The sequence below is a fragment of the Escherichia fergusonii ATCC 35469 genome (genome assembly GCF_000026225.1).
Taxonomy (GTDB): Bacteria; Pseudomonadota; Gammaproteobacteria; order Enterobacterales; family Enterobacteriaceae; genus Escherichia; species Escherichia fergusonii.
Window position 1 is genome coordinate 2,525,512 of the sequence record NC_011740.1, and the last position, 22,592, is coordinate 2,548,103.

The window sequence follows — 22,592 nt, forward strand, 5'->3', positions numbered from 1 at the left end:
ATATAAACTACATTGCGAGACTCATTTATTTATACTTTTCTGACGCGACATAATACGCATAAAATAAGACTTGCGCAAAAATGGAATACATAAAAATATAATATATTTTCTCCGTAACCATAAGGAAATGATAATGATTTTTACATCAAGTTGCTGCGATAATTTATCAATAGATGAGATTATCGAACGTGCTGAAAAAGGAGATAGTGAAGCACAATATATTGTTGGGTTTTATTATAATCGCGATAGCGCAGTTGACTCTCCGGACGACGAAAAGGCCTTTTACTGGCTGAAGCTGGCCGCTGAGCAAGGCCATTGTGAAGCACAATATTCCTTAGGGCGGAAATACTCCGAGGATAAAAGCTGTCATAAAGATAATGAACAAGCCATCTTTTGGCTGAAAAAAGCAGCCCGACAAGGACATACTTTCGCTTCCAACGCCCTTGGCTGGATACTGGATCGTGGAGAAGACCCCAACTATAAAGAAGCGGTTGTCTGGTATCAGATAGCCGCGGAGAGCGGAATGTCTTATGCGCAAAATAATCTTGGGTGGATTTACAGAAATGGCAACGGAGTCACACAAGATTATGCGCAGGCATTGTTCTGGTACAAACAAGCTGCATTACAAGGCCATAGTTACGCACAAGACAATCTGGCCGATCTTTATGAAGACGGTAAAGGTGTTGCCCAAAACAAAGCTCTTGCCGCATTCTGGTATTTAAAAAGCGCACAGCAAGGTAATCGGCACGCTCAATTTCAAATTGCGTGGGATTATAACGTTGGCGAAGGGGTTGACCAGGACTATAAGCAAGCAATGTACTGGTATCTGAAGGCTGCCGCTCAGGAAAGCGTCGACGCTTACGTTAACATCGGCTATATGTATAAACACGGTCAAAGCGTTGAGAAGAATTATCAGGCCGCCTTTGAATGGTTTACGAAAGCCGCTGAATGCGATAACGCCACTGCCTGGTATAACCTTGCCATTATGTATCATTACGGAGAAGGAAGACCTGTCGATCTCCGACAGGCTCTCGACCTGTATCGTAAAGTTCAGTCATCCGGTACCAGGGATGTCAGTCAAAAAATCCGTGAGATTGAAGATTTACTGTAGAGATAAAAACAAGGGCCGGGGAATTTTATTCGGCCCAAATTTTCGTTATTGGCGTGCGAAATCAGATCATTAAGGCTCGAACGGGCGTCTCTGGAACTGGTCATGCCCGCATTTCGGGCATAGCGTCAGCACTTCCGGTGTGTAGATTGGGAGATGGAAGTGACATTTCTCGCAGACCAGATTCCCCAGACCTACGACTTCCCCGCTGTGATAAACCCCGTGATGATTGAGATCCTGGAAAACTTCGCGCCACTCAAGTTGCGTTTTATCGGTAATGTCCGCCAGTTCCTGCCAGAGGCTTTCTTTAATCACCCGCATAAAGACGCTGTCAGATTCTTCTTTCAGGCTCTCTTCATAGCTCATGGCGAACTCTTCCAGGTCACGTCTGACTGCTCGCGTCAGCTCATCAACCTCGGTTCGCGTTAACTCCCCTGTTTTTATTACGCGCTCGCGCGCCTGTTCCACCAGTGCGTCGATATCACGTTCACCATTACGCAGGCGTTCGCTCAGTGACGCGACCAGTTCACGGTAATATTGAGCAACCTTGTTCATCGTTTCATCTCCCGGGTCGTTAACTGACTATAATAATAGACGTTCTTTGTTCCTTGCTTTGCTATTACGCCCACAAACTCTGTAAATTAATGTATGAATAATCCGGGCATCATTTCAACGTCGAGTGCGTGAAAGGCTGTTTTGACGCGGACGTTTGGGCTATGCTATGCGGATCTGAAAAACCACCTCAGCGCTACATTTGTAGCCGTATTGAAAACAGGACCACTGGCTGCCATGCAAGAGCAATACCGCCCGGAAGAGATAGAATCCAAAGTACAGCTTCACTGGGATGAGAAGCGCACATTTGAAGTAACAGAAGACGAGAGCAAAGAGAAGTATTACTGCCTGTCTATGCTTCCCTATCCTTCTGGTCGACTACACATGGGCCACGTACGTAACTACACCATCGGTGACGTGATCGCCCGTTACCAGCGCATGCTGGGCAAAAACGTTCTGCAGCCGATCGGCTGGGACGCGTTTGGTCTGCCTGCGGAAGGCGCAGCGGTGAAAAATAACACCGCGCCAGCACCGTGGACGTACGACAACATCGCGTACATGAAAAACCAGCTCAAAATGCTGGGCTTTGGTTATGACTGGAGCCGCGAGCTGGCAACCTGTACGCCGGAATACTACCGTTGGGAACAGAAATTCTTCACCGAGCTGTATAAAAAAGGCCTGGTATATAAGAAGACTTCTGCGGTCAACTGGTGCCCGAACGACCAGACCGTACTGGCGAACGAACAGGTTATCGACGGCTGCTGCTGGCGCTGCGATACCAAAGTTGAGCGTAAAGAGATCCCGCAGTGGTTTATCAAAATCACCGCTTACGCTGACGAGCTGCTCAACGATCTGGATAAACTGGATCACTGGCCAGACACCGTTAAAACCATGCAGCGTAACTGGATCGGTCGTTCCGAAGGCGTGGAAATCACCTTCAACGTTAACGACTATGACAACACGCTGACCGTTTACACTACCCGCCCGGACACCTTTATGGGTTGTACCTACCTGGCGGTAGCGGCAGGTCATCCGCTGGCACAAAAAGCGGCGGAAAATAATCCTGAACTGGCGGCCTTTATTGACGAATGCCGTAACACCAAAGTTGCAGAAGCTGAAATGGCAACGATGGAGAAAAAAGGCGTCGATACTGGCTTTAAAGCGGTTCATCCATTAACGGGCGAAGAAATTCCGGTTTGGGCAGCAAACTTCGTATTGATGGAATACGGCACCGGCGCAGTCATGGCGGTTCCGGGTCACGACCAGCGCGACTACGAGTTTGCCTCTAAATACGGCCTCAACATCAAGCCGGTTATCCTGGCAGCTGACGGCTCTGAGCCAGATCTTTCTCAGCAAGCCCTGACCGAAAAAGGCGTGCTGTTCAACTCTGGCGAGTTCAACGGTCTTGATCATGAAGCAGCCTTCAACGCCATCGCCGATAAACTGACTGCGATGGGTGTTGGCGAGCGTAAAGTGAACTACCGCCTGCGCGACTGGGGTGTTTCCCGTCAACGTTACTGGGGCGCGCCAATTCCGATGGTGACGCTGGAAGACGGTACTGTAATGCCTACCCCGGACGACCAGCTGCCGGTGATCCTGCCAGAAGATGTGGTGATGGACGGCATTACCAGCCCAATCAAAGCTGATCCTGAGTGGGCGAAAACCACCGTTAACGGTATGCCTGCGCTGCGTGAAACCGATACTTTCGACACCTTTATGGAGTCCTCCTGGTACTATGCGCGCTACACTTGCCCTGAGTACAAAGAAGGTATGCTGGATTCCGAAGCGGCCAACTACTGGCTGCCGGTGGATATATACATTGGTGGTATCGAACACGCCATTATGCACCTACTCTACTTCCGCTTCTTCCATAAACTGATGCGTGATGCAGGCATGGTGAACTCTGACGAACCAGCAAAACAGTTGCTGTGTCAGGGTATGGTGCTGGCGGATGCCTTCTACTATGTTGGCGAAAACGGCGAGCGTAACTGGGTTTCCCCAGTTGATGCTATCGTTGAACGTGACGAGAAAGGCCGTATCGTGAAAGCGAAAGACGCGGCAGGCCATGAACTGGTTTATACCGGCATGAGCAAAATGTCCAAGTCGAAGAACAACGGTATCGACCCACAGGTGATGGTTGAACGTTACGGCGCGGACACCGTTCGTCTGTTTATGATGTTTGCTTCTCCGGCGGATATGACTCTCGAATGGCAGGAGTCTGGTGTGGAAGGGGCTAACCGCTTCCTGAAACGTGTCTGGAAACTGGTTTACGAGCACACTGCAAAAGGTGATGTTGCAGCACTGAACGTCGACGCGTTGACTGAAGATCAGAAAGCACTGCGTCGCGATGTTCATAAAACTATCGCTAAAGTGACCGATGATATCGGCCGTCGTCAGACCTTCAACACCGCGATTGCGGCAATTATGGAGCTGATGAACAAACTGGCGAAAGCACCGACCGATGGCGAGCAGGATCGCGCCCTGATGCAGGAAGCGCTGCTGGCGGTAGTCCGTATGCTTAACCCGTTCACCCCGCACATCTGCTTCACGCTGTGGCAGGAGCTGAAAGGCGAAGGCGATATCGACAACGCGCCGTGGCCGGTTGCAGACGAGAAAGCGATGGTAGAAGATTCCACCCTGGTGGTGGTGCAGGTTAACGGTAAAGTCCGTGCCAAAATCACTGTTCCGGTGGACGCAACGGAAGAACAGGTTCGCGAACGTGCTGGCCAGGAACATCTGGTAGCAAAATATCTTGATGGCGTTACCGTGCGTAAAGTGATTTACGTACCGGGTAAACTCCTCAATCTGGTCGTTGGCTAAGCGCGGGAGGAAGCGTGCGATATCTGGCAACATTGTTGTTATCTCTGGCGGTGTTAATCACCGCCGGGTGTGGCTGGCATCTGCGTGATACTACGCAGGTTCCTTCCACTATGAAGGTCATGATCCTGGACTCTGGCGACCCGAACGGGCCGTTAAGTCGTGCGGTACGTAACCAGTTACGTCTGAACGGTGTCGAGTTGCTTAATAAAGAAACCACTCGTAAGGACGTTCCATCCCTGCGTTTGGGTAAAGTGAGCATCGCGAAAGATACCGCATCGGTATTCCGTAACGGTCAAACAGCAGAGTATCAGATGATCATGACGGTCAATGCGACCGTGTTGATCCCCGGCCGTGACATCTACCCGATTAGCGCCAAGGTCTTCCGTTCGTTCTTTGATAACCCGCAAATGGCGTTAGCGAAAGATAACGAACAAGACATGATCGTAAAAGAGATGTACGACCGTGCTGCCGAACAGCTGATTCGTAAGCTGCCAAGCATCCGTGCTGCGGATATTCGTTCCGATGAAGAACAGACGTCGACCACAACGGATACCCCGGCAACACCTGCACGCGTCTCCACCACGCTGGGTAACTGATGATTCGGTTGTACCCAGAACAACTCCGCGCGCAGCTCAATGAAGGGCTGCGCGCGGCGTATCTTTTACTTGGTAACGATCCTCTGTTACTGCAGGAAAGCCAGGACGCTATTCGTCAGGTCGCTGCGGCACACGGATTCGAAGAACACCACACTTTTTCCATTGATCCCAACACAGACTGGTATGCGATATTTTCGTTATGCCAGGCCATGAGTCTGTTTGCCAGTCGACAAACGCTTTTGCTGTTGTTACCAGAAAACGGACCGAATGCGGCGATCAATGAACAACTTCTCACACTCACCGGACTTCTGCATGACGATCTGCTGTTGATCGTCCGCGGTAATAAATTAAGCAAAGCGCAAGAAAATGCCGCCTGGTTTACTGCTCTTGCTAATCGAAGCGTGCAGGTGACCTGTCAAACACCGGAGCAGGCTCAGCTTCCCCGCTGGGTTGCTGCGCGTGCAAAACAGCTCAACTTAGAACTGGATGACGCTGCAAATCAGGTGCTCTGCTACTGTTATGAAGGTAACCTGCTGGCGCTGGCCCAGGCTCTGGAGCGTTTATCGCTGCTCTGGCCGGACGGCAAACTGACCTTACCGCGCGTTGAACAGGCGGTGAATGATGCCGCGCATTTCACCCCTTTTCATTGGGTTGATGCTTTGTTGATGGGCAAAAGTAAGCGCGCGCTGCATATTCTTCAGCAACTGCGTCTGGAAGGTAGCGAGCCGGTTATTTTGTTGCGCACATTACAACGAGAACTGTTGTTACTGGTTAACCTGAAACGCCAGTCTGCCCATACGCCACTGCGTGCGTTGTTTGATAAACATCGCGTTTGGCAGAACCGCCGGGGCATGATGGGCGAGGCGTTAAATCGCCTGAGTCAGGCACAGTTACGCCAGGCTGTTCAATTACTTACACGGACAGAAATTACTCTCAAACAAGATTATGGTCAGTCAGTATGGGCAGAACTTGAAGGACTTTCTCTGCTGCTTTGTCATAAAGCGCTGGCTGATGTATTCATTGATGGTTAAAAAATGAAATCTTTACAGGCGTTGTTTGGTGGCACCTTCGATCCGGTGCATTATGGTCATCTTATTCCCGTAGAAACGCTGGCAAATTTGATTGCCCTATCACGGGTGATTATCATGCCCAACAATGTCCCCCCGCATCGCCCACAACCTGAAGCAACTTCTGTGCAGCGTAAAGAGATGCTCGCTCTGGCGATTTCCGACAAGCCTCTTTTTACCCTGGACGAGCGGGAATTGTTACGCAATACCCCTTCGTACACTGCTGAAACACTCAAAGCGTGGCGCGAAGAACAAGGTGCGGATGCTCCACTGGCGTTCATCATTGGTCAGGATTCTCTGCTAACACTTCCAACATGGCATGATTACGAGAGCATTCTCGACAACGCTCATTTAATTGTCTGCCGCCGTCCTGGGTACTCTATGGAAATGGCCTCACCAAAATACCAACAGTGGCTGGAGCGGCATATGACCTATAACCCGGAAAATTTGCACTCATCACCGGCAGGCAAAATTTATCTTGCTGAAACTCCATGGCTTAATATCTCTGCATCACTTATTCGTGAGAGGCTGATGAAAGGAGAATCCTGCGAAGATTTAGTGCCAGAATCAGTGCTGGAGTACATTAATCAGCACGGCCTCTATCGGTAAATTTCTCTTTTTTACCAGGCGGAACATTTCCGCCATTGACACCCCCATGCAGCCTGATATTCTCCGCAGCCAGACTTTTTCCGCTATGCAGAGCGTTGTAGAAATTGTTTTACAAAAATGGCGATGCATTCTATGGCGCGGGGTGGGATGATAGCCCACTTTCGACAGCCGATTCGGCGACAATTGTCCCGAAATCGCCTCTGGTTCAGGTATACTGACAGACCATTTTAGCTATTGTTAATCACCCAGGGGGAAAACTTGCAGGGTAAAGCACTCCAGGATTTTGTTATCGACAAAATTGATGATCTTAAAGGTCAGGACATCATCACCTTAGACGTTCAGGGTAAATCCAGCATCACCGATTGCATGATTATCTGCACTGGCACCTCCAGTCGCCATGTGATGTCAATTGCTGACCACGTAGTACAAGAGTCTCGCGCCGCGGGTTTGCTGCCGCTTGGTGTTGAAGGTGAAAACAGCGCAGACTGGATTGTCGTTGACCTCGGTGATGTGATTGTCCATGTGATGCAGGAAGAGAGTCGCCGCCTGTATGAACTGGAAAAACTCTGGAGCTAATGCGTGAAGCTGCAACTTGTCGCTGTTGGTACAAAAATGCCCGCCTGGGTTGAGACGGGGTTTACCGAGTACCTGCGGCGTTTTCCTAAAGATATGCCTTTTGAGCTGGTAGAAATTCCGGCGGGCAAGCGCGGCAAGAACGCAGATATCAAGCGCATTCTCGAGAAAGAAGGTGAGCAGATGCTGGCTGCCGCAGGCAAAAATCGGATTGTTACATTGGATATCCCAGGGAAGCCCTGGGATACGCCGCAACTGGCAGCCGAACTGGAACGCTGGAAGTTGGACGGACGCGATGTCAGTCTGTTAATTGGCGGGCCAGAGGGATTATCTCCCGCTTGTAAAGCAGCTGCAGAACAAAGCTGGTCACTCTCTGCATTAACGCTCCCACATCCGTTGGTACGTGTGTTGGTTGCAGAGAGTCTGTATCGGGCGTGGAGCATCACCACTAATCACCCTTATCACCGAGAGTGATCATAGAGCCTTGAGTAGAAAACGCTGCGGATGAAACTACAGAACTCTTTTCGCGACTATACGGCAGAGTCCGCCCTCTTTGTACGTCGGGCGCTGGTCGCTTTTTTAGGCATATTGCTGCTGACTGGCGTGCTGATTGCCAACTTATATAATCTGCAAATCGTCCGTTTTACTGACTATCAAACTCGTTCCAACGAAAACCGTATAAAGCTGGTGCCCATTGCCCCCAGTCGCGGCATTATCTACGACCGCAATGGCATTCCTCTCGCACTCAACCGCACCATTTACCAGATTGAAATGATGCCGGAGAAAGTCGAGAACGTGCAGCAAACGCTGGATGCCTTGCGTAGTGTCGTTGATCTGACTGATGACGATATCGCCGCATTTAGAAAAGAGCGTGCTCGTTCCCACCGCTTTACATCAATTCCGGTTAAAACCAACCTGACCGAAGTTCAGGTGGCGAGATTTGCGGTGAATCAGTACCGTTTTCCTGGGGTGGAAGTTAAAGGCTATAAACGCCGCTACTATCCCTATGGTTCGGCGTTAACCCATGTCATCGGTTATGTGGCAAAAATTAACGATAAAGACGTCGAACGGTTAAATAATGACAACAAACTGGCTAATTATGCCGCGACACACGATATCGGCAAGCTCGGCATTGAACGTTATTACGAAGACGTATTACATGGTCAGACAGGTTATGAAGAGGTCGAAGTTAATAACCGAGGCCGGGTAATTCGTCAGCTTAAAGAAGTACCGCCACAGGCTGGTCATGATATTTACCTGACGCTTGATCTGAAACTGCAACAGTATATTGAGACGTTACTGGCAGGAAGCCGTGCTGCGGTGGTCGTTACGGATCCCCGCACCGGTGGGGTTCTGGCTCTGGTCTCAACACCGAGCTACGACCCTAACCTGTTTGTCGATGGTATCTCCAGCAAAGAGTATTCCGCTTTGTTGAACGATCCTAATACCCCGTTGGTTAACCGTGCCACGCAAGGCGTTTATCCACCAGCGTCTACGGTTAAACCGTATGTTGCTGTTTCTGCCTTAAGTGCAGGGGTAATCACCCGCAACACCAGTTTGTTCGACCCAGGCTGGTGGCAGCTACCAGGTTCTGAAAAACGCTACCGCGACTGGAAAAAATGGGGGCATGGTCATCTTAACGTCACCAAATCACTGGAAGAGTCAGCGGATACCTTCTTCTACCAGGTCGCCTACGACATGGGTATTGACCGCCTTTCCGAATGGATGACCAAATTTGGTTACGGTGAGTATACAGGTATCGACCTTGCAGAAGAGCGTTCCGGTAATATGCCGACGCGCGAATGGAAACAAAAACGCTTTAAAAAACCGTGGTATCAGGGCGATACCATTCCTGTAGGCATCGGTCAGGGTTACTGGACAGCAACACCTATTCAGATGAGTAAGGCGCTGATGATCCTGATTAATGATGGCATTGTGAAGGTTCCACACCTGTTAATGAGCACTGCTGAAAATGGTAAAAAAGTGCCCTGGGTGCAACCACATGAACCACCAGTGGGTGATATTCACTCTGGTTACTGGGAACTGGCGAAAGACGGTATGTATGGTGTGGCTAACCGTGCCAATGGCACAGCACATAAATACTTTGCCAGTGCGCCATATAAAATTGCCGCAAAATCCGGTACGGCCCAGGTCTTTGGCCTGAAAGCAAATGAAACCTATAACGCACATAAAATTGCTGAGCGACTGCGCGACCATAAATTGATGACCGCATTCGCACCGTACAATAACCCACAAGTCGCGGTTGCCATGATTCTGGAAAACGGCGGTGCTGGTCCGGCGGTTGGTACACTAATGCGACAAATTCTTGATCACATTATGCTCGGTGATAACAACACCGTTCTGCCTGCGGAGAATCCGGCAGTGGCAGCGGCGGAGGATCAATGACCATGACGGATAATCCGAATAAAAAAACATTCTGGGATAAAGTCCATCTTGATCCCACAATGTTGCTCATTTTACTGGCCTTATTGGTATACAGCGCACTGGTTATCTGGAGCGCCAGCGGCCAGGATATCGGCATGATGGAACGTAAAATCGGCCAGATTGCGATCGGGCTGGTGATTATGGTCGTGATGGCACAAATTCCACCGCGCGTCTATGAAGGCTGGGCCCCCTATCTCTATATCATCTGTATTATTTTGCTGGTGGCAGTAGATGCCTTTGGCGCAATTTCTAAAGGTGCCCAGCGCTGGCTGGATCTTGGTATCGTTCGTTTTCAGCCATCGGAGATTGCTAAAATTGCTGTACCGTTGATGGTAGCGCGTTTTATCAACCGTGATGTCTGTCCTCCCTCCTTGAAAAATACAGCTATCGCGCTGGTACTTATTTTTATGCCAACGTTGCTGGTAGCTGCGCAACCGGACCTGGGAACGTCAATCCTCGTCGCCCTTTCTGGTCTGTTTGTGCTTTTCCTTTCCGGCCTGAGTTGGCGGTTGATTGGTGTTGCTGTCGTGCTGGTAGCGGCATTTATTCCGATTTTGTGGTTCTTCCTGATGCATGATTATCAGCGACAGCGTGTAATGATGCTGCTCGACCCGGAATCCGATCCATTGGGTGCTGGTTATCACATTATTCAGTCTAAAATTGCTATTGGCTCAGGCGGATTACGCGGGAAGGGCTGGCTGCACGGCACTCAGTCACAGCTTGAATTTTTACCCGAACGCCACACTGACTTTATCTTCGCGGTACTGGCTGAAGAGTTAGGATTAGTGGGGATTTTAATTCTGCTTGCGCTCTATATTCTACTGATTATGCGCGGATTATGGATTGCTGCCAGAGCACAGACTACTTTTGGTCGTGTAATGGCAGGTGGTTTAATGTTGATATTGTTCGTTTATGTCTTCGTAAATATTGGTATGGTGAGCGGTATTCTGCCAGTTGTTGGCGTACCGCTACCGCTGGTCAGTTATGGAGGCTCAGCACTCATCGTGCTGATGGCCGGGTTCGGGATTGTTATGTCGATCCATACCCACCGAAAAATGTTGTCGAAAAGCGTATAAGGGGTGCGCAATGCGTAAGGAGTGGCTCGGGATATGCATCGCGGCAGGAATGCTCGCGGCGTGTACAAACGATGATGGTCAGCAACAGACGACAGTACCGCAACCAGCGGTATGTAATGGCCCGATCGTTGAAATCAGCGGAGCGGAACCTCGTTTCGAATCACCAATTGCGACGGCTAACCAGGATTATCAGCGCGACGGTAAGAGCTATAAAATCGTTCAGGACCCTTCACGCTTTAGTCAGGCCGGTCTGGCGGCAATATACGATACAGAATCAGGTAGCAATCTGACCGCTTCCGGCGAAATGTTTGATTCGACACAACTCACTGCCGCACATCCCACGTTGCCGATTCCCAGCTACGCGCGAATCACTAACCTGGCAAATGGTCGCATGATTGTAGTGCGTATTAATGATCGTGGGCCTTTTGGCAGTGATCGCGTCATTGCACTTTCGCGTGCAGCGGCAGATCGACTCAATACTTCGAACAACACTAAAGTCCGTGTTGATCCTATTATTGTGGCGCAGGATGGTTCAATGTCTGGCCCGGGTATGGCCTGTACCACTGTTGCCAAACAAACCTATGTCCTGCCTCCCCGCCCGGATTTAAGTGGGGGAATGAGCAGCACTTCAACGCCTGACGCAGTACAACCGCAAGGTGATGTCCTGCCGATTAGCAACTCTACGTTGCAAAGTGATAATTCACTCGGAGCACCTGTTACCAGCAGTGGTTTTCTTGGTGCTCCCACAACGTTAGCACCGGGTGTACTGGAAGGCAGCGAACCAACACCAACTCCTGCACCACAACCCGTTAACACTACGCCAACGTCTACCCCGGCGATGATCACCCCGCAGGCCGCGACTCCCGCTGCCAGCAGTGGTTTTATGGTGCAGGTTGGTGCAGTCAGCGACCAGTCCCGTGCGCAACAATACCAGCAACAGTTAGCGCAGAAATTTGGCGTGCCGGGGCGAGTAACACAAAATGGCGCGGTATGGCGCATTCAGTTAGGACCATTTGCTAACAGAACAGAAGCCAGCGCACTGCAGCAGCGACTGCAATCCGAAGCTCAATTACAGTCCTTTATCACCGTTGCGCAATAGCGTAAATCTGGCATCTGAACTGTCAATTTCTGTAAACGACGTTAACAAAGTCACGCGGAAAGTCAGATGCCGGGCGGTATAGCGTTTGCTATAGTAGGGCACTTTTTATTAATTCCACCACGGATGTCGTAGTTCTGACCATGAAGACCACTTTCTCCGCTCGTTTTATGCAGCGCCTCGCGCTCACCACTGCGCTGTGTACAGCCGCTATTTCCGGCGCGCACGCTGATGACCTGAATATCAAAACAATGATCCCAGGCGCACCACAAATCGATGCCGAAGCCTGGATCCTGATCGACTATAACTCTGGCAAAGTTCTGGCAGAACAGAACGCCGATACACGCCGCGATCCCGCCAGTCTGACTAAAATGATGACCAGCTATGTCATCGGTCAGGCAATGAAAGCCGGTAAGTTTAAAGAAACTGACCTGGTGACTATCGGCAATGATGCCTGGGCAACGGGTAACCCGGTATTTAAAGGTTCTTCATTGATGTTCCTGAAGCCTGGAATGCAAGTACCTGTGTCGCAATTAATCCGCGGTATTAACCTACAATCAGGTAACGATGCCTGTGTGGCAATGGCAGACTACGCGGCGGGCAGTCAGGATGCGTTCGTTGGCTTGATGAACAGTTATGTGAACGCTCTGGGGCTGAAAAATACCCACTTCGAAACCGTACACGGCCTTGATGCTGAAGGTCAGTACAGTTCAGCACGTGATATGGCGCTGATCGGTCAGGCATTAATTCGTGATGTTCCCAACGAATACGCAATTTATAAAGAAAAAGAGTTCACCTTTAACGGTATTCGCCAGTTGAACCGTAACGGCCTGCTGTGGGATAACAGCCTGAATGTGGATGGTATCAAGACAGGCCACACGAATCAGGCCGGATATAACCTTGTAGCATCCGCAACCGAAGGTCAGATGCGCTTAATCTCTGCGGTAATGGGCGGTCGTACATTTAAAGGCCGTGAGGCAGAAAGCAAAAAGTTGCTGACATGGGGCTTTCGTTTCTTTGAAACAGTTAACCCGCTCAAAGTCGGCAAAGAGTTTGCGTCTGAACCGGTATGGTTTGGCGATAATGATCGCGCATCATTAGGTGTTGATAAAGATGTGTATTTGACTATCCCTCGTGGCCGTCTGAAGGACCTGAAAGCCAGTTATGTGTTGAATACGCCAGAGTTGCACGCACCATTGCAGAAAAACCAGGTTGTCGGCACCATCAACTTCCAGCTTGACGGTAAAACAATCGAACAACGTCCGCTGGTTGTTCTGCAGGAAATCCCGGAAGGTAACTTTTTCGGCAAGATCATTGATTACATTAAGTTAATGTTCCATCACTGGTTTGGTTAAAAATCGAACACTTGAAAGTGTGATTTCCGCCCCCATATACTAAGCATCAGTAAAACTCCCGCTCAGGCGGGAGTTGCTATTTAATTACGTTACGCCGGAGCTGACATGAAAACCAAACTTAACGAACTGCTTGAATTCCCTACTCCTTTTACCTACAAAGTAATGGGGCAGGCGTTACCTGAGCTGGTTGATCAGGTGGTTGAAGTGGTACAGCGCCATGCGCCAGGTGACTACACCCCAACGGTAAAACCAAGCAGCAAAGGCAACTACCACTCGGTATCTATCACCATCAACGCCACTCATATCGAGCAGGTTGAAACACTGTATGAAGAGCTGGGCAAAATCGATATTGTCCGCATGGTTCTGTAATTCGCATCTCCGTTACCCGGCCCCTGGTCGGGTAACTCCCCTCTCCTCACTGTGATATACTTTTTCCCCTCTTTTACTCATTCTCCACGGAGATGCCGTTTTGTATCAGGATAAAATTCTCGTCCGCCAGCTCGGCCTACAGCCCTATGAGCCGGTTTCCCAGGCAATGCATGAATTCACCGATACCCGCGATGAAAACACTCCTGACGAAATTTGGCTGGTTGAGCATTACCCTGTTTTTACTCAGGGTCAGGCCGGAAAAGCAGAGCATGTGTTAATGCCGGGCGATATTCCAGTGATTCAAAGCGATCGGGGTGGCCAGGTAACCTACCATGGCCCTGGACAGCAGGTGATGTATGTGCTGCTTAACCTGAAACGTCGCAAACTGGGCGTGCGTGAACTGGTGACTTTACTTGAGCAAACTGTGGTTAATACTCTTGCAGAACTTGGAATTGACGCTCACCCACGTGCTGATGCTCCGGGCGTCTATGTAGGAGAAAAGAAAATTTGTTCGTTGGGATTACGGATTCGCCGCGGCTGCTCATTTCACGGGTTAGCATTAAACGTCAATATGGACCTCGAGCCTTTCCAGCGGATTAACCCCTGTGGCTATGCCGGCATGGAGATGGCAAAAGTTGCGCAATGGCAAAGTGAGGCGACCACCGATACGATTTCCCCACGCTTGTTGGCAAACATTTTAGCGTTGCTGAATAATCCACCTTACGAGTACGTTACTTTTTCTCAACAGTAAGCACTGCTGAAATGGCACAAAACAACAACTATTTTACATTTTAGCGACCAGTCAGGCTGCTTTAAAGGCAGTTTCAATGATATACTGCCAGTCGTTAATTCAAAATTAGTTGATAATTACAACAATCGTTTGAATTGAAACGTTTTCCCTCGATATTCGCAACTGGAACACGCACGCTATGAGTAAACCCATTGTGATGGAACGCGGTGTTAAATACCGCGATGCCGATAAGATGGCCCTTATCCCGGTTAAAAACGTGGTAACAGAGCGCGAAGCCCTGCTACGTAAGCCGGAATGGATGAAAATCAAACTTCCAGCGGACTCCACCCGTATCCAGGGCATCAAAGCCGCAATGCGCAAAAATGGCCTGCATTCTGTCTGCGAGGAAGCTTCCTGCCCCAACCTGGCGGAATGTTTCAATCACGGAACAGCAACATTTATGATCCTCGGTGCGATTTGTACGCGCCGCTGCCCTTTCTGCGACGTAGCACATGGTCGCCCGGTTGCTCCTGATGCCAATGAACCTGTGAAACTGGCACAAACCATCGCAGATATGGCTCTACGCTATGTCGTGATTACTTCCGTGGATCGTGATGATCTGCGTGACGGCGGTGCGCAACACTTTGCCGATTGCATTACTGCTATCCGCGAAAAAAGCCCATCAATTAAAATTGAAACGCTGGTGCCTGACTTCCGTGGTCGCATGGATCGTGCGCTGGATATCCTCACCGCAACGCCACCAGACGTATTCAACCATAACCTGGAGAACGTACCACGTATCTACCGCCAGGTTCGTCCCGGGGCTGACTATAACTGGTCACTGAAGCTGCTGGAGCGCTTTAAAGAAGCACATCCTGAGATCCCAACCAAGTCTGGCTTGATGGTAGGTCTGGGTGAAACGAATGAAGAAATCATTGAAGTGATGCGTGACCTGCGTCGGCATGGTGTAACCATGTTGACTCTGGGGCAATATTTACAGCCAAGCCGTCATCACTTGCCGGTTCAGCGTTACGTTAGCCCGGACGAATTTGAAGAGATGAAAGCTGAAGCACTGGCGATGGGCTTCACCCATGCTGCTTGTGGGCCTTTTGTGCGATCTTCTTACCATGCAGATTTGCAGGCTAAAGGTATTGAAGTGAAGTAATTCTGATCAGGTTACCGCCTAACAATTACTTACATTTAGTGATCAAAAAAACCCGCATTTCATCGCGGGTTTATTATTTGCAGATTTATTAAGGGAGCTTCCTGCTCAACCTTTTACTCTTTATGAGTTAATTTTTCTGCCGGAAGATCGCCGTTTGCGTCTTTCTTCGCACCCGCGTCTTCATCATTCATCGCTTTCTTGAAACCTTTAATGGCAGCACCGAGGTCACCGCCCAATGTGCGTAGCTTCTTCGTACCAAACAACAGGACGACCAGTGCTGCAACAACCAGCAACTTGGTAATACTAATCTCACCCATAGATACCTTCTTCACTTAAACCAGGCGACAAATCACGCCTATAAACCCTGAGAATATTAACGGTCATTCGACGCGCGCACACAATAGCAATCTGTAACAAGGTGAATCAAGCATTGTTTAAAAAAACATCACAGCAATTGCGGTGGCGCAAATCGGCGGTTGGCTAAAACGGGCAATTGTGCCCTGACCTGGCGAACGCGCTCAGCGGATATATCAGCAATAATCAATGCAGGTATTTCTGCTGCGGCTGCAAGCGTAACGCCAAAAGGATCAATAATACGGCTTTGCCCAATATTGCGTGTTCCACACTCCCCCGCAGCGACCATGTAACAGGTAGTATCCAGCGCCCGTGCCGCCAGCAGTGTGGACCAGTGATGTTCTTTCAGCGCACCACGCACCCAGGCTGCCGGCAGGACCAATATTTCTGCTCCTTGCAACGCATGGGCCAACGCCAGTTCAGGAAAGCGTAAATCGTAGCACGTCATCAGCCCAACCTTCATTCCGTCAACATCCAGTAATGGTGGTAGTGATTTTCCTGCATCAACATTGCGTGATTCCTGGATGGCAAAAGCATCATAGAGATGCAACTTGGCATACCGGGCAATAATTTTTCCTCTTTGCAGCGCGACCAGCATATTGAACGCCCTGCCAGGAACTGAAGGCACATGTATCGCCAGCACAGTAGTCATCGTGTTACGTTTGCTCTCGCGTAGTAACCGTGCAAGAAAATCCCCTTCAACAGGTTGAGCGGACTTCACCGCCAAATCTGGATCAAGATCATCCCGAGCCAACAACGCCTCCGGCAAAACTAGCAGAGAGACATCGCTTTCGGCGGCCTGCTCCATCAACGATACACATGTTTCTGCGTTCCTTTCCCATACGGGTGAAACGGCAAACTGCCCTGCGGCAACCAGCATAATCCCTCCTGCCTGATTTATCAGACTCGCCAAAGATGAATAAACGGCGTTAAACTCATCAGTTATACAAATCAAATAGCAGGATTTTGCAGTGTTACAACTTCTTTTAGCAGTTTTTATTGGCGGTGGAACAGGTAGCGTGGCGAGATGGATGTTGAGTATGCGCTTTAACCCCCTGCATCAGGCAATTCCATTAGGAACACTGGCGGCAAATTTACTTGGCGCATTCATCATCGGAATGGGCTTTGCCTGGTTCAGTCGCATGACAAATATCGATCCAGTTTGGAAGGTGCTGATCACTACGGGTTTTTGCGGTGGCCTGACAACATTCTCTACATTTTCTGCAGAGGTCGTGTTTTTGTTGCAGGAAGGGCGCTTTGGTTGGGCGATGTTAAATGTGCTGGTCAATCTGCTGGGATCGTTTGCCATGACCGCCCTGGCATTCTGGATTTTTTCTGCATCGACCGCGAATTAAAGACAAAAAAAACCCGCTTCAGAAGCGGGTTTTGAAATCTTGCTGACGTTCGCTTACAGCGCGATTACGTTTGCAGCGGAAGGGCCTTTGGCACCGTTAGTGATTTCGAACTCTACGCGCTGACCTTCAGCCAGAGTTTTAAAACCATTAGTCTGGATTGCAGAGAAGTGTACGAACACGTCTTTGCTGCCATCTTCCGGAGTAATGAAACCGAATCCTTTGGATTCATTAAACCACTTAACGTTACCTTTAATCTTAGACATCAAAATTACCTTTACATGAAAAATAGACACAAATGCTGTGTCGGTTACCAGTACACCAATTGTGGTACGGTTTGTCCAGTCTAACTTTACTAAAAAGTGATAAATGTCGCGTTATTTTTCAGTAAAATCAGTTTATTTATTGTTTTTTAAGACTTTTTTATCTTATTCATGTCGTATATCGGACTTCAGAACTGAAAACGCATCCACGCAAAGTACACATTACCGTTGTTGTAGGTTCCGGGAATATACGTCATCTGAAAAGTGGCAGGGCCATAGCCTATTGACGCCAAAGGTAACAACACAGGGAGTGGAATGTAGTTCCAGTTATCCCGCATCGTCACACCTGCGGTAAAGCCCAATCCAACATGGAAATTGTCATCTGAAAACGGACGCCATGTGCTTTCCCAGCCATAACCGCCAATAGGTTCCCATTCATTCCATGAATCTTTAAAGACCATCATGTACAAGCCATGCCAGTTACCTTTTTCGTCCCAACGCGATTGTCCAAAGCCACCACCCCAAGGACGTTCGTTATAACGATCCGTTTTTTCTTTATCGTAAGCAAAACGTGCATGCCAGGTGATCGCTGGAATGTATAAATCGTAATGTTCAGGTTGTTGCCAGGTTTCCGCTACGTTGTTACCTAACGTTTGCCACCAGCCAGAATGACTTCCGGCAATAACTTGATGAACAAGAGATAATTGTGTTGCAATTACAATTATCAGATAAGTCAGATATTTTTTTGCAATTATCAAGATCGTTATTACCATGAATAAGCTCAGGAATTAATTTGTAATAATCACCCTGAACAAAGTGTTCAAATAAAACAGCTAATACCAATAAGAATATTCAACTTTTATATTATGATGGATATAACAGGATATTTCTGCTGATACCACCTGGAAAAGCATATCTTTTTCCTGGTCACTTCTCCAGCTAAGAATACTCTCACCCGCCACTATTTACGTGCAATAAAACAAAAAACCATCATTTTCATATCAATTAAGCAACAAAGACGAAGAACATTAAATCCGCCATTAAGAATATTTAATTGACTTAGGCAGCACATAAAACCTCAAATGAAAACACATCTAATTTTCTGAAAATTGATTTTAATCAGCAAGCTCCTGTCGTTTATTAGGCATATTCCCCTTTCAATTAAGATTTTTTTACTTTTTAAATTTTTGGTGACTTGAACACAGGGGAAACAATGTTAACTTTTATCGAACTCCTGATTGGGGTAATCGTTATAGTGGGTGTTGCCCGCTACATTATTAAGGGGTATTCCGCCACTGGCGTACTCTTTGTCGGCGGTCTGGCGTTATTGATTATTAGCGCTTTGATGGGCCACAAAGTACTGCCGTCCAGCGCCACCAGTACTGGTTACTCAGCGACTGATATCGTTGAATATATTAAGATATTACTGATGAGTCGTGGCGGCGACCTTGGCATGATGATTATGATGTTGTGCGGATTTGCTGCGTACATGACTCATATTGGTGCCAATGATATGGTTGTAAAGCTGGCTTCCAAACCATTGCAGTATATTAACTCGCCTTATTTGCTGATGATTGCAGCTTATTTTGTCGCTTGCCTGATGTCTCTTGCGGTTTCCTCTGCGACAGGGCTTGGTGTGTTGTTAATGGCGACCTTATTCCCGGTAATGGTTAACGTTGGTATCAGTCGTGGTGCGGCGGCCGCTATATGTGCCTCTCCTGCGGCAATCATTCTTTCTCCAACTTCTGGCGATGTGGTTCTGGCAGCAGAAGCCGCAGAAATGCCATTAATTGATTTTGCCTTTAAAACAACGCTGCCCATTTCTATAGCGGCAATCATTGGTATGGCGATTGCCCACTTTTTCTGGCAGCGCTATCTCGATAAGAAAGAACATATCTCCCATGAGATGCTGGACGTCAACGAAATCACCACTACGGCTCCGGCGTTTTACGCCATTCTGCCGTTTACCCCGATCATCGGTGTTCTGATTTTTGACGGCAAATGGGGGCCACAGCTGCACATCATTACCATTCTGGTTATTTGTATGTTGTTAGCTGCCGTACTGGAATTTGTTCGTGGTTTTGATACCCAGAAAGTCTTCTCCGGGCTGGAAGTGGCGTATCGCGGCATGGCAGATGCGTTTGCCAGTGTAGTAATGTTGTTGGTTGCTGCCGGGGTTTTTGCTCAAGGGTTGAGCACAATCGGCTTTATCCAGAGCTTGATTTCCATTGCCACCTCATTTGGCTCGGCAAGCATTATTCTGATGCTGGTTCTGGTAATTTTAACCATGCTGGCAGCGATGACCACCGGATCGGGTAATGCGCCGTTCTATGCTTTTGTTGAGATGATCCCCAAACTGGCCCATTCATCAGGAATCAATCCGGCTTATTTATCGATTCCTATGCTACAGGCATCCAACCTGGGACGTACCATCTCACCGGTTTCTGGCGTGGTTGTTGCAGTGGCAGGGATGGCAAAAATCTCCCCCTTCGAAGTAGTAAAACGCACTTCTGTACCGGTACTGGTGGGGTTATTGATTGTGATAATCGCCACTGAGATCCTGGTTCCTGGAGCTGCAGCCTAAAAATGCGTCGCCGGAGGCCTCTCCGGCGCGCTCCTTCTTAACCATGGTAAATACGCTGCGGTCCATGAATGAAAAAATGATTAGCCATACTGGCTGGTCGATTCTGAGGATGTTGAACTGATTTTCTGACCACTGTTGAATAAAGTATCAGGCTCGCCGGGTAAACACGCCCGACGAGCTTTTTTATGGTTACAATAGATAATATTCAGCATTTGTATATGTTTCGGATTGATCATGAAATTACTCAGATATTCCTGCACATTATTGGCTATCTCACTGCTTCCCTTCACCTCTGCTCGTGCTGACGAACTACAGCCTAAGCAGTATGCTGATTTCGATCGCTATGTTCTGGCACTCTCCTGGCAAACAGGCTTTTGTCAAAGCCAGCATGACCGTGGGCGCAAAGAACCTGTCGAATGTCGTTTGCAAAAAGAAACCGAAGATAAATCCGCTTTCCTGACTGTTCACGGGCTTTGGCCTGGCTTGCCAAAATCAGTAGCGGCACGCGGAGTTGATGAGCGACGCTGGATGCGCTATGGCTGTGCCACTCGCCCTATTCCAAATTTTCCTGAAGTACGTGCCAGCCGGAAGTGTTCCTCTCCTGAAACTGGATTATCTCTGGAAACAGCAGCCAGACTTAGCGAAGTGATGCCCGGAGCAGGCGGGCGTTCATGCCTGGAACGCTATGAATACGCCAAACATGGGGCCTGTTTTGGCTTCGATCCGGATGCTTACTTCGAGACTATGGTACGCCTGAATAAAGAATTCAAAAGCAGTGCCGTTGGCGAGTTCCTTGTTGAAAATTACGGTAAAACCGTTTCGCGCAGTGATTTTGACGCTGCTATTGCCAAAAGCTGGGGAAGTGAAAACGTCAAAGCGGTAAAATTAAGCTGTCAGGGCAAACCGGCTTATCTGACAGAGATTCAAATCTCCCTGCGCGCCAACCAAATCAACGCCCCATTATCTGCCAGTTCCCTCCAACCGCAGCCACACCCGGGGAATTGCGGTAATCAATTTATCATTGATAAAGTGGGTTATTGACGTGTTGGCAGGGGATTCCAACAAAGCATTCACCTTATGGATGTATGGGATTTGCCTTAATGTGACCTGAATCACTTCAAAGAGTGTTAAACTCTCAGTATCATCATACGAGTTAAACCCTCGCCGCCTGACGGTGAGGGTTTTCTTTTGGGTGTATTTACCTGCGGCATTCGCAGCACTGATGACATGGAGTAACAAATGTCCAGACCAACAATTATCATTAACGACCTTGATGCAGAACGCATCGATATGCTGCTGGAACAACCTGCATACGCTGGCCTGCCCATTGCCGATGCGTTAAATGCGGAACTTGACCGCGCACAGATGTGCTCGCCTGAAACCATGCCAAATGATGTGGTGACCATGAATAGTCGGGTTAAATTCCGTAATCTGAGCGATGGCGAAGTCCGTGTGCGCACGCTGGTTTATCCGGCCAAAATGACTGACAGCAACACACAACTTTCCGTAATGGCTCCTGTGGGAGCAGCCCTCCTGGGACTCCGTGTTGGTGATACCATCCACTGGGAACTGCCGGGCGGCACCTCCACGCACCTTGAAGTGCTGGAACTGGAATACCAGCCAGAAGCTGCTGGCGACTACCTGCTTTAATTCCATTCTGAACAAGCGCCAGTGCGCTTTGCCCAGAGGATGCTTCTGCATCCTCTTTGCGGTCAAATATCAACCATATTTATCATTCTTGTCTGCTTTACAGCGCACTACTCTGTACAAAGTCATTGATGAGCGGAAGCAGCCATGGGTGAAGTGCTGGGTATCACTGCTTTTTTTATTTTAGTTGCAGCGATCATCGTTGCGGCAGTGTTATACCTTGAGCAACACTGGTAGTAATGGGCTGAACACTTCTCCTCCGTTTATACATCACAAAGATTAAAATCCATCATACAAATGATAGATTCAAAACCAATAATATGGTGTTATGTATTCATGCAATAACAAGGAGAGAATGCTTATGTACAAAACAATCATTATGCCAGTTGATGTTTTTGAAATGGAGTTAAGTGACAAAGCTGTACGTCACGCTGAATTTCTCGCCCAGGATGACGGCGTAATTCATTTACTTCATGTATTACCGGGCGCTGCAAGCCTTAGTCTGCACCGTTTTGCTGCTGATGTGCGACGTTTTGAAGAGCATCTGCAACATGAAGCTGAAGAACGTCTGCAAACGATGGTCAGCCACTTCACCATCGATCCTTCCCGCATTAAACAACATGTCCGTTTTGGTAGCGTGCGAGATGAAGTCAACGAGTTAGCGAAAGAACTCGATGCAGATGTAGTGGTTATCGGTTCGCGTAATCCATCAATTTCAACCCATCTGTTAGGTTCTAACGCCTCCAGTGTGATCCGTCACGCTAATCTGCCTGTACTGGTCGTTCGCTAATAGACAAAAATATTTATGCCGCCCTGCCCGGAGCCATCCCG

General features: G+C 48.7%; 25 protein-coding genes. 20 read left to right on the plus strand and 5 right to left on the minus strand.

The features are described 5' to 3' along the window. The first annotated feature begins 133 nt into the window (after window positions 1–133). On the plus strand, window positions 134–1,111 hold the full coding sequence (gene ybeQ / locus EFER_RS12435) for a Sel1 family TPR-like repeat protein YbeQ (protein WP_015953592.1): 978 nt from the start codon (window positions 134–136) through the stop codon (window positions 1,109–1,111). A gap of 69 nt (window positions 1,112–1,180) precedes the next feature. Here ybeQ and EFER_RS12440 read toward each other — a convergent pair whose 3' ends face one another. Beyond that, window positions 1,181–1,663: a zinc ribbon-containing protein gene (locus EFER_RS12440; protein WP_001044880.1), complete on the minus strand. Its 483-nt coding sequence runs from the start codon at window positions 1,661–1,663 to the stop codon at window positions 1,181–1,183. A 234-nt stretch (window positions 1,664–1,897) separates the two neighbouring features. Here EFER_RS12440 and leuS point away from each other — a divergent pair, with 234 nt between their 5' ends. The 13 genes from leuS to lipA all read left to right on the plus strand — a co-directional run bounded on the left by leuS (window position 1,898) and on the right by lipA (window position 15,561). Further along, a complete protein-coding gene (gene leuS / locus EFER_RS12445; RefSeq protein ID WP_001157890.1) occupies window positions 1,898–4,480 on the plus strand; it encodes a leucine--tRNA ligase in 2,583 nt (860 codons plus the stop codon). Between the two features lie 14 nt (window positions 4,481–4,494). Continuing rightward, window positions 4,495–5,076, plus strand: coding sequence for an LPS assembly lipoprotein LptE (lptE, locus tag EFER_RS12450; protein WP_001269681.1), 582 nt, complete (start codon window positions 4,495–4,497; stop codon window positions 5,074–5,076). Next, window positions 5,076–6,107 carry a DNA polymerase III subunit delta gene (gene holA / locus EFER_RS12455; protein ID WP_000620502.1) on the plus strand — a complete coding sequence of 344 codons (1,032 nt, stop codon included), beginning with the start codon at window positions 5,076–5,078 and terminating at the stop codon, window positions 6,105–6,107. Before lptE ends, holA begins: the two co-directional genes overlap by 1 nt. A 3-nt stretch (window positions 6,108–6,110) precedes the next feature. Continuing rightward, complete coding sequence (nadD, locus tag EFER_RS12460) at window positions 6,111–6,752, plus strand: nicotinate-nucleotide adenylyltransferase (protein WP_000838875.1); 642 nt, start codon at window positions 6,111–6,113, stop codon at window positions 6,750–6,752. 258 nt (window positions 6,753–7,010) lie between these two features. After that, window positions 7,011–7,328, plus strand: coding sequence for a ribosome silencing factor (gene rsfS / locus EFER_RS12465; RefSeq protein ID WP_001161671.1), 318 nt, complete (start codon window positions 7,011–7,013; stop codon window positions 7,326–7,328). A gap of 3 nt (window positions 7,329–7,331) precedes the next feature. Further along, window positions 7,332–7,799: a 23S rRNA (pseudouridine(1915)-N(3))-methyltransferase RlmH gene (rlmH, locus tag EFER_RS12470; protein ID WP_000776098.1), complete on the plus strand. Its 468-nt coding sequence runs from the start codon at window positions 7,332–7,334 to the stop codon at window positions 7,797–7,799. A gap of 30 nt (window positions 7,800–7,829) precedes the next feature. Next, complete coding sequence (mrdA, locus tag EFER_RS12475) at window positions 7,830–9,731, plus strand: peptidoglycan DD-transpeptidase MrdA (protein ID WP_000776205.1); 1,902 nt, start codon at window positions 7,830–7,832, stop codon at window positions 9,729–9,731. 2 nt (window positions 9,732–9,733) lie between these two features. After that, window positions 9,734–10,846 carry a peptidoglycan glycosyltransferase MrdB gene (mrdB, locus tag EFER_RS12480; protein ID WP_002431418.1) on the plus strand — a complete coding sequence of 371 codons (1,113 nt, stop codon included), beginning with the start codon at window positions 9,734–9,736 and terminating at the stop codon, window positions 10,844–10,846. Window positions 10,847–10,856: 10 nt separating this feature from the next. Continuing rightward, window positions 10,857–11,945 (plus strand): endolytic peptidoglycan transglycosylase RlpA, encoded by a 1,089-nt coding sequence (gene rlpA, locus EFER_RS12485; protein WP_001224505.1) that lies wholly within the window; start codon window positions 10,857–10,859, stop codon window positions 11,943–11,945. 140 nt (window positions 11,946–12,085) lie between these two features. After that, on the plus strand, window positions 12,086–13,297 hold the full coding sequence (gene dacA, locus EFER_RS12490; RefSeq protein WP_000858708.1) for a D-alanyl-D-alanine carboxypeptidase DacA: 1,212 nt from the start codon (window positions 12,086–12,088) through the stop codon (window positions 13,295–13,297). 105 nt (window positions 13,298–13,402) lie between these two features. Continuing rightward, entirely contained in the window at window positions 13,403–13,666 is a 264-nt protein-coding gene (gene ybeD / locus EFER_RS12495; protein ID WP_000850550.1) for a DUF493 family protein YbeD, read from the plus strand. A 100-nt stretch (window positions 13,667–13,766) separates the two neighbouring features. Further along, window positions 13,767–14,417: a lipoyl(octanoyl) transferase LipB gene (lipB, locus tag EFER_RS12500; protein WP_000284048.1), complete on the plus strand. Its 651-nt coding sequence runs from the start codon at window positions 13,767–13,769 to the stop codon at window positions 14,415–14,417. A 178-nt stretch (window positions 14,418–14,595) separates the two neighbouring features. After that, the gene (gene lipA / locus EFER_RS12505) at window positions 14,596–15,561 is read left to right on the plus strand and encodes a lipoyl synthase (protein WP_000042647.1); all 966 of its coding nucleotides are present in this window, start codon (window positions 14,596–14,598) and stop codon (window positions 15,559–15,561) included. 113 nt (window positions 15,562–15,674) lie between these two features. Here the strand turns inward: lipA and tatE are convergent, their stop codons facing one another. Both tatE and EFER_RS12515 read right to left on the minus strand, forming a co-directional pair. Next, window positions 15,675–15,878: a twin-arginine translocase subunit TatE gene (gene tatE, locus EFER_RS12510; RefSeq protein ID WP_000503935.1), complete on the minus strand. Its 204-nt coding sequence runs from the start codon at window positions 15,876–15,878 to the stop codon at window positions 15,675–15,677. A gap of 128 nt (window positions 15,879–16,006) precedes the next feature. After that, on the minus strand, window positions 16,007–16,795 hold the full coding sequence (locus EFER_RS12515; RefSeq protein WP_000959103.1) for a deaminated glutathione amidase: 789 nt from the start codon (window positions 16,793–16,795) through the stop codon (window positions 16,007–16,009). A 91-nt stretch (window positions 16,796–16,886) separates the two neighbouring features. On the opposite strand from EFER_RS12515, the gene crcB reads away from it, so the two are divergent. Continuing rightward, window positions 16,887–17,270, plus strand: a complete 384-nt coding sequence (gene crcB / locus EFER_RS12520) for a fluoride efflux transporter CrcB (protein ID WP_000939755.1) — start codon at window positions 16,887–16,889, stop codon at window positions 17,268–17,270. A 53-nt stretch (window positions 17,271–17,323) separates the two neighbouring features. On the opposite strand, the gene cspE is transcribed toward crcB, so the two are convergent. Beyond that, window positions 17,324–17,533: a transcription antiterminator/RNA stability regulator CspE gene (gene cspE / locus EFER_RS12525; protein WP_000034825.1), complete on the minus strand. Its 210-nt coding sequence runs from the start codon at window positions 17,531–17,533 to the stop codon at window positions 17,324–17,326. Window positions 17,534–17,718: 185 nt separating this feature from the next. Beyond that, the gene (gene pagP, locus EFER_RS12530; RefSeq protein ID WP_000237131.1) at window positions 17,719–18,303 is read right to left on the minus strand and encodes a lipid IV(A) palmitoyltransferase PagP; all 585 of its coding nucleotides are present in this window, start codon (window positions 18,301–18,303) and stop codon (window positions 17,719–17,721) included. 440 nt (window positions 18,304–18,743) lie between these two features. On the opposite strand from pagP, the gene dcuC reads away from it, so the two are divergent. The 5 genes from dcuC (at window position 18,744) to uspG (ending at window position 22,551) form a co-directional block, all read left to right on the plus strand. Next, window positions 18,744–20,114, plus strand: a complete 1,371-nt coding sequence (gene dcuC, locus EFER_RS12535) for an anaerobic C4-dicarboxylate transporter DcuC (RefSeq protein ID WP_000955044.1) — start codon at window positions 18,744–18,746, stop codon at window positions 20,112–20,114. 234 nt (window positions 20,115–20,348) lie between these two features. Beyond that, window positions 20,349–21,155 carry a ribonuclease I gene (rna, locus tag EFER_RS12540; RefSeq protein WP_000771860.1) on the plus strand — a complete coding sequence of 269 codons (807 nt, stop codon included), beginning with the start codon at window positions 20,349–20,351 and terminating at the stop codon, window positions 21,153–21,155. 198 nt (window positions 21,156–21,353) lie between these two features. Further along, the gene (gene rnk / locus EFER_RS12545; protein ID WP_000089743.1) at window positions 21,354–21,764 is read left to right on the plus strand and encodes a nucleoside diphosphate kinase regulator; all 411 of its coding nucleotides are present in this window, start codon (window positions 21,354–21,356) and stop codon (window positions 21,762–21,764) included. A 144-nt stretch (window positions 21,765–21,908) separates the two neighbouring features. Further along, entirely contained in the window at window positions 21,909–21,998 is a 90-nt protein-coding gene (gene yldA, locus EFER_RS24780; RefSeq protein WP_000504924.1) for a small membrane protein YldA, read from the plus strand. A gap of 124 nt (window positions 21,999–22,122) precedes the next feature. After that, entirely contained in the window at window positions 22,123–22,551 is a 429-nt protein-coding gene (uspG, locus tag EFER_RS12550; protein ID WP_002431415.1) for a universal stress protein UspG, read from the plus strand. The last annotated feature ends 41 nt before the right edge of the window (window positions 22,552–22,592 follow it).

Excerpts from the sequence above, each read along its gene's own strand:
- rnk (WP_000089743.1), top strand. The coding sequence starts at position 21,354 with ATGTCCAGACCAACAATTATCATTAACGACCTTGATGCAGAACGCATC.
- uspG (WP_002431415.1), top strand. The coding sequence starts at position 22,123 with ATGTACAAAACAATCATTATGCCAGTTGATGTTTTTGAAATGGAGTTA.
- mrdB (WP_002431418.1), top strand. The coding sequence starts at position 9,734 with ATGACGGATAATCCGAATAAAAAAACATTCTGGGATAAAGTCCATCTT.
- ybeQ (WP_015953592.1), top strand. The coding sequence starts at position 134 with ATGATTTTTACATCAAGTTGCTGCGATAATTTATCAATAGATGAGATT.
- rna (WP_000771860.1), top strand. The coding sequence starts at position 20,349 with ATGAAATTACTCAGATATTCCTGCACATTATTGGCTATCTCACTGCTT.
- cspE (WP_000034825.1), bottom strand. The coding sequence starts at position 17,533 with ATGTCTAAGATTAAAGGTAACGTTAAGTGGTTTAATGAATCCAAAGGA.
- rlpA (WP_001224505.1), top strand. The coding sequence starts at position 10,857 with ATGCGTAAGGAGTGGCTCGGGATATGCATCGCGGCAGGAATGCTCGCG.
- ybeD (WP_000850550.1), top strand. The coding sequence starts at position 13,403 with ATGAAAACCAAACTTAACGAACTGCTTGAATTCCCTACTCCTTTTACC.
- dacA (WP_000858708.1), top strand. The coding sequence starts at position 12,086 with ATGAAGACCACTTTCTCCGCTCGTTTTATGCAGCGCCTCGCGCTCACC.
- pagP (WP_000237131.1), bottom strand. The coding sequence starts at position 18,303 with ATGGTAATAACGATCTTGATAATTGCAAAAAAATATCTGACTTATCTG.
- EFER_RS12515 (WP_000959103.1), bottom strand. The coding sequence starts at position 16,795 with ATGCTGGTTGCCGCAGGGCAGTTTGCCGTTTCACCCGTATGGGAAAGG.
- tatE (WP_000503935.1), bottom strand. The coding sequence starts at position 15,878 with ATGGGTGAGATTAGTATTACCAAGTTGCTGGTTGTTGCAGCACTGGTC.
- holA (WP_000620502.1), top strand. The coding sequence starts at position 5,076 with ATGATTCGGTTGTACCCAGAACAACTCCGCGCGCAGCTCAATGAAGGG.
- yldA (WP_000504924.1), top strand. The coding sequence starts at position 21,909 with ATGGGTGAAGTGCTGGGTATCACTGCTTTTTTTATTTTAGTTGCAGCG.
- dcuC (WP_000955044.1), top strand. The coding sequence starts at position 18,744 with ATGTTAACTTTTATCGAACTCCTGATTGGGGTAATCGTTATAGTGGGT.
- mrdA (WP_000776205.1), top strand. The coding sequence starts at position 7,830 with ATGAAACTACAGAACTCTTTTCGCGACTATACGGCAGAGTCCGCCCTC.
- lipA (WP_000042647.1), top strand. The coding sequence starts at position 14,596 with ATGAGTAAACCCATTGTGATGGAACGCGGTGTTAAATACCGCGATGCC.
- EFER_RS12440 (WP_001044880.1), bottom strand. The coding sequence starts at position 1,663 with ATGAACAAGGTTGCTCAATATTACCGTGAACTGGTCGCGTCACTGAGC.
- leuS (WP_001157890.1), top strand. The coding sequence starts at position 1,898 with ATGCAAGAGCAATACCGCCCGGAAGAGATAGAATCCAAAGTACAGCTT.
- nadD (WP_000838875.1), top strand. The coding sequence starts at position 6,111 with ATGAAATCTTTACAGGCGTTGTTTGGTGGCACCTTCGATCCGGTGCAT.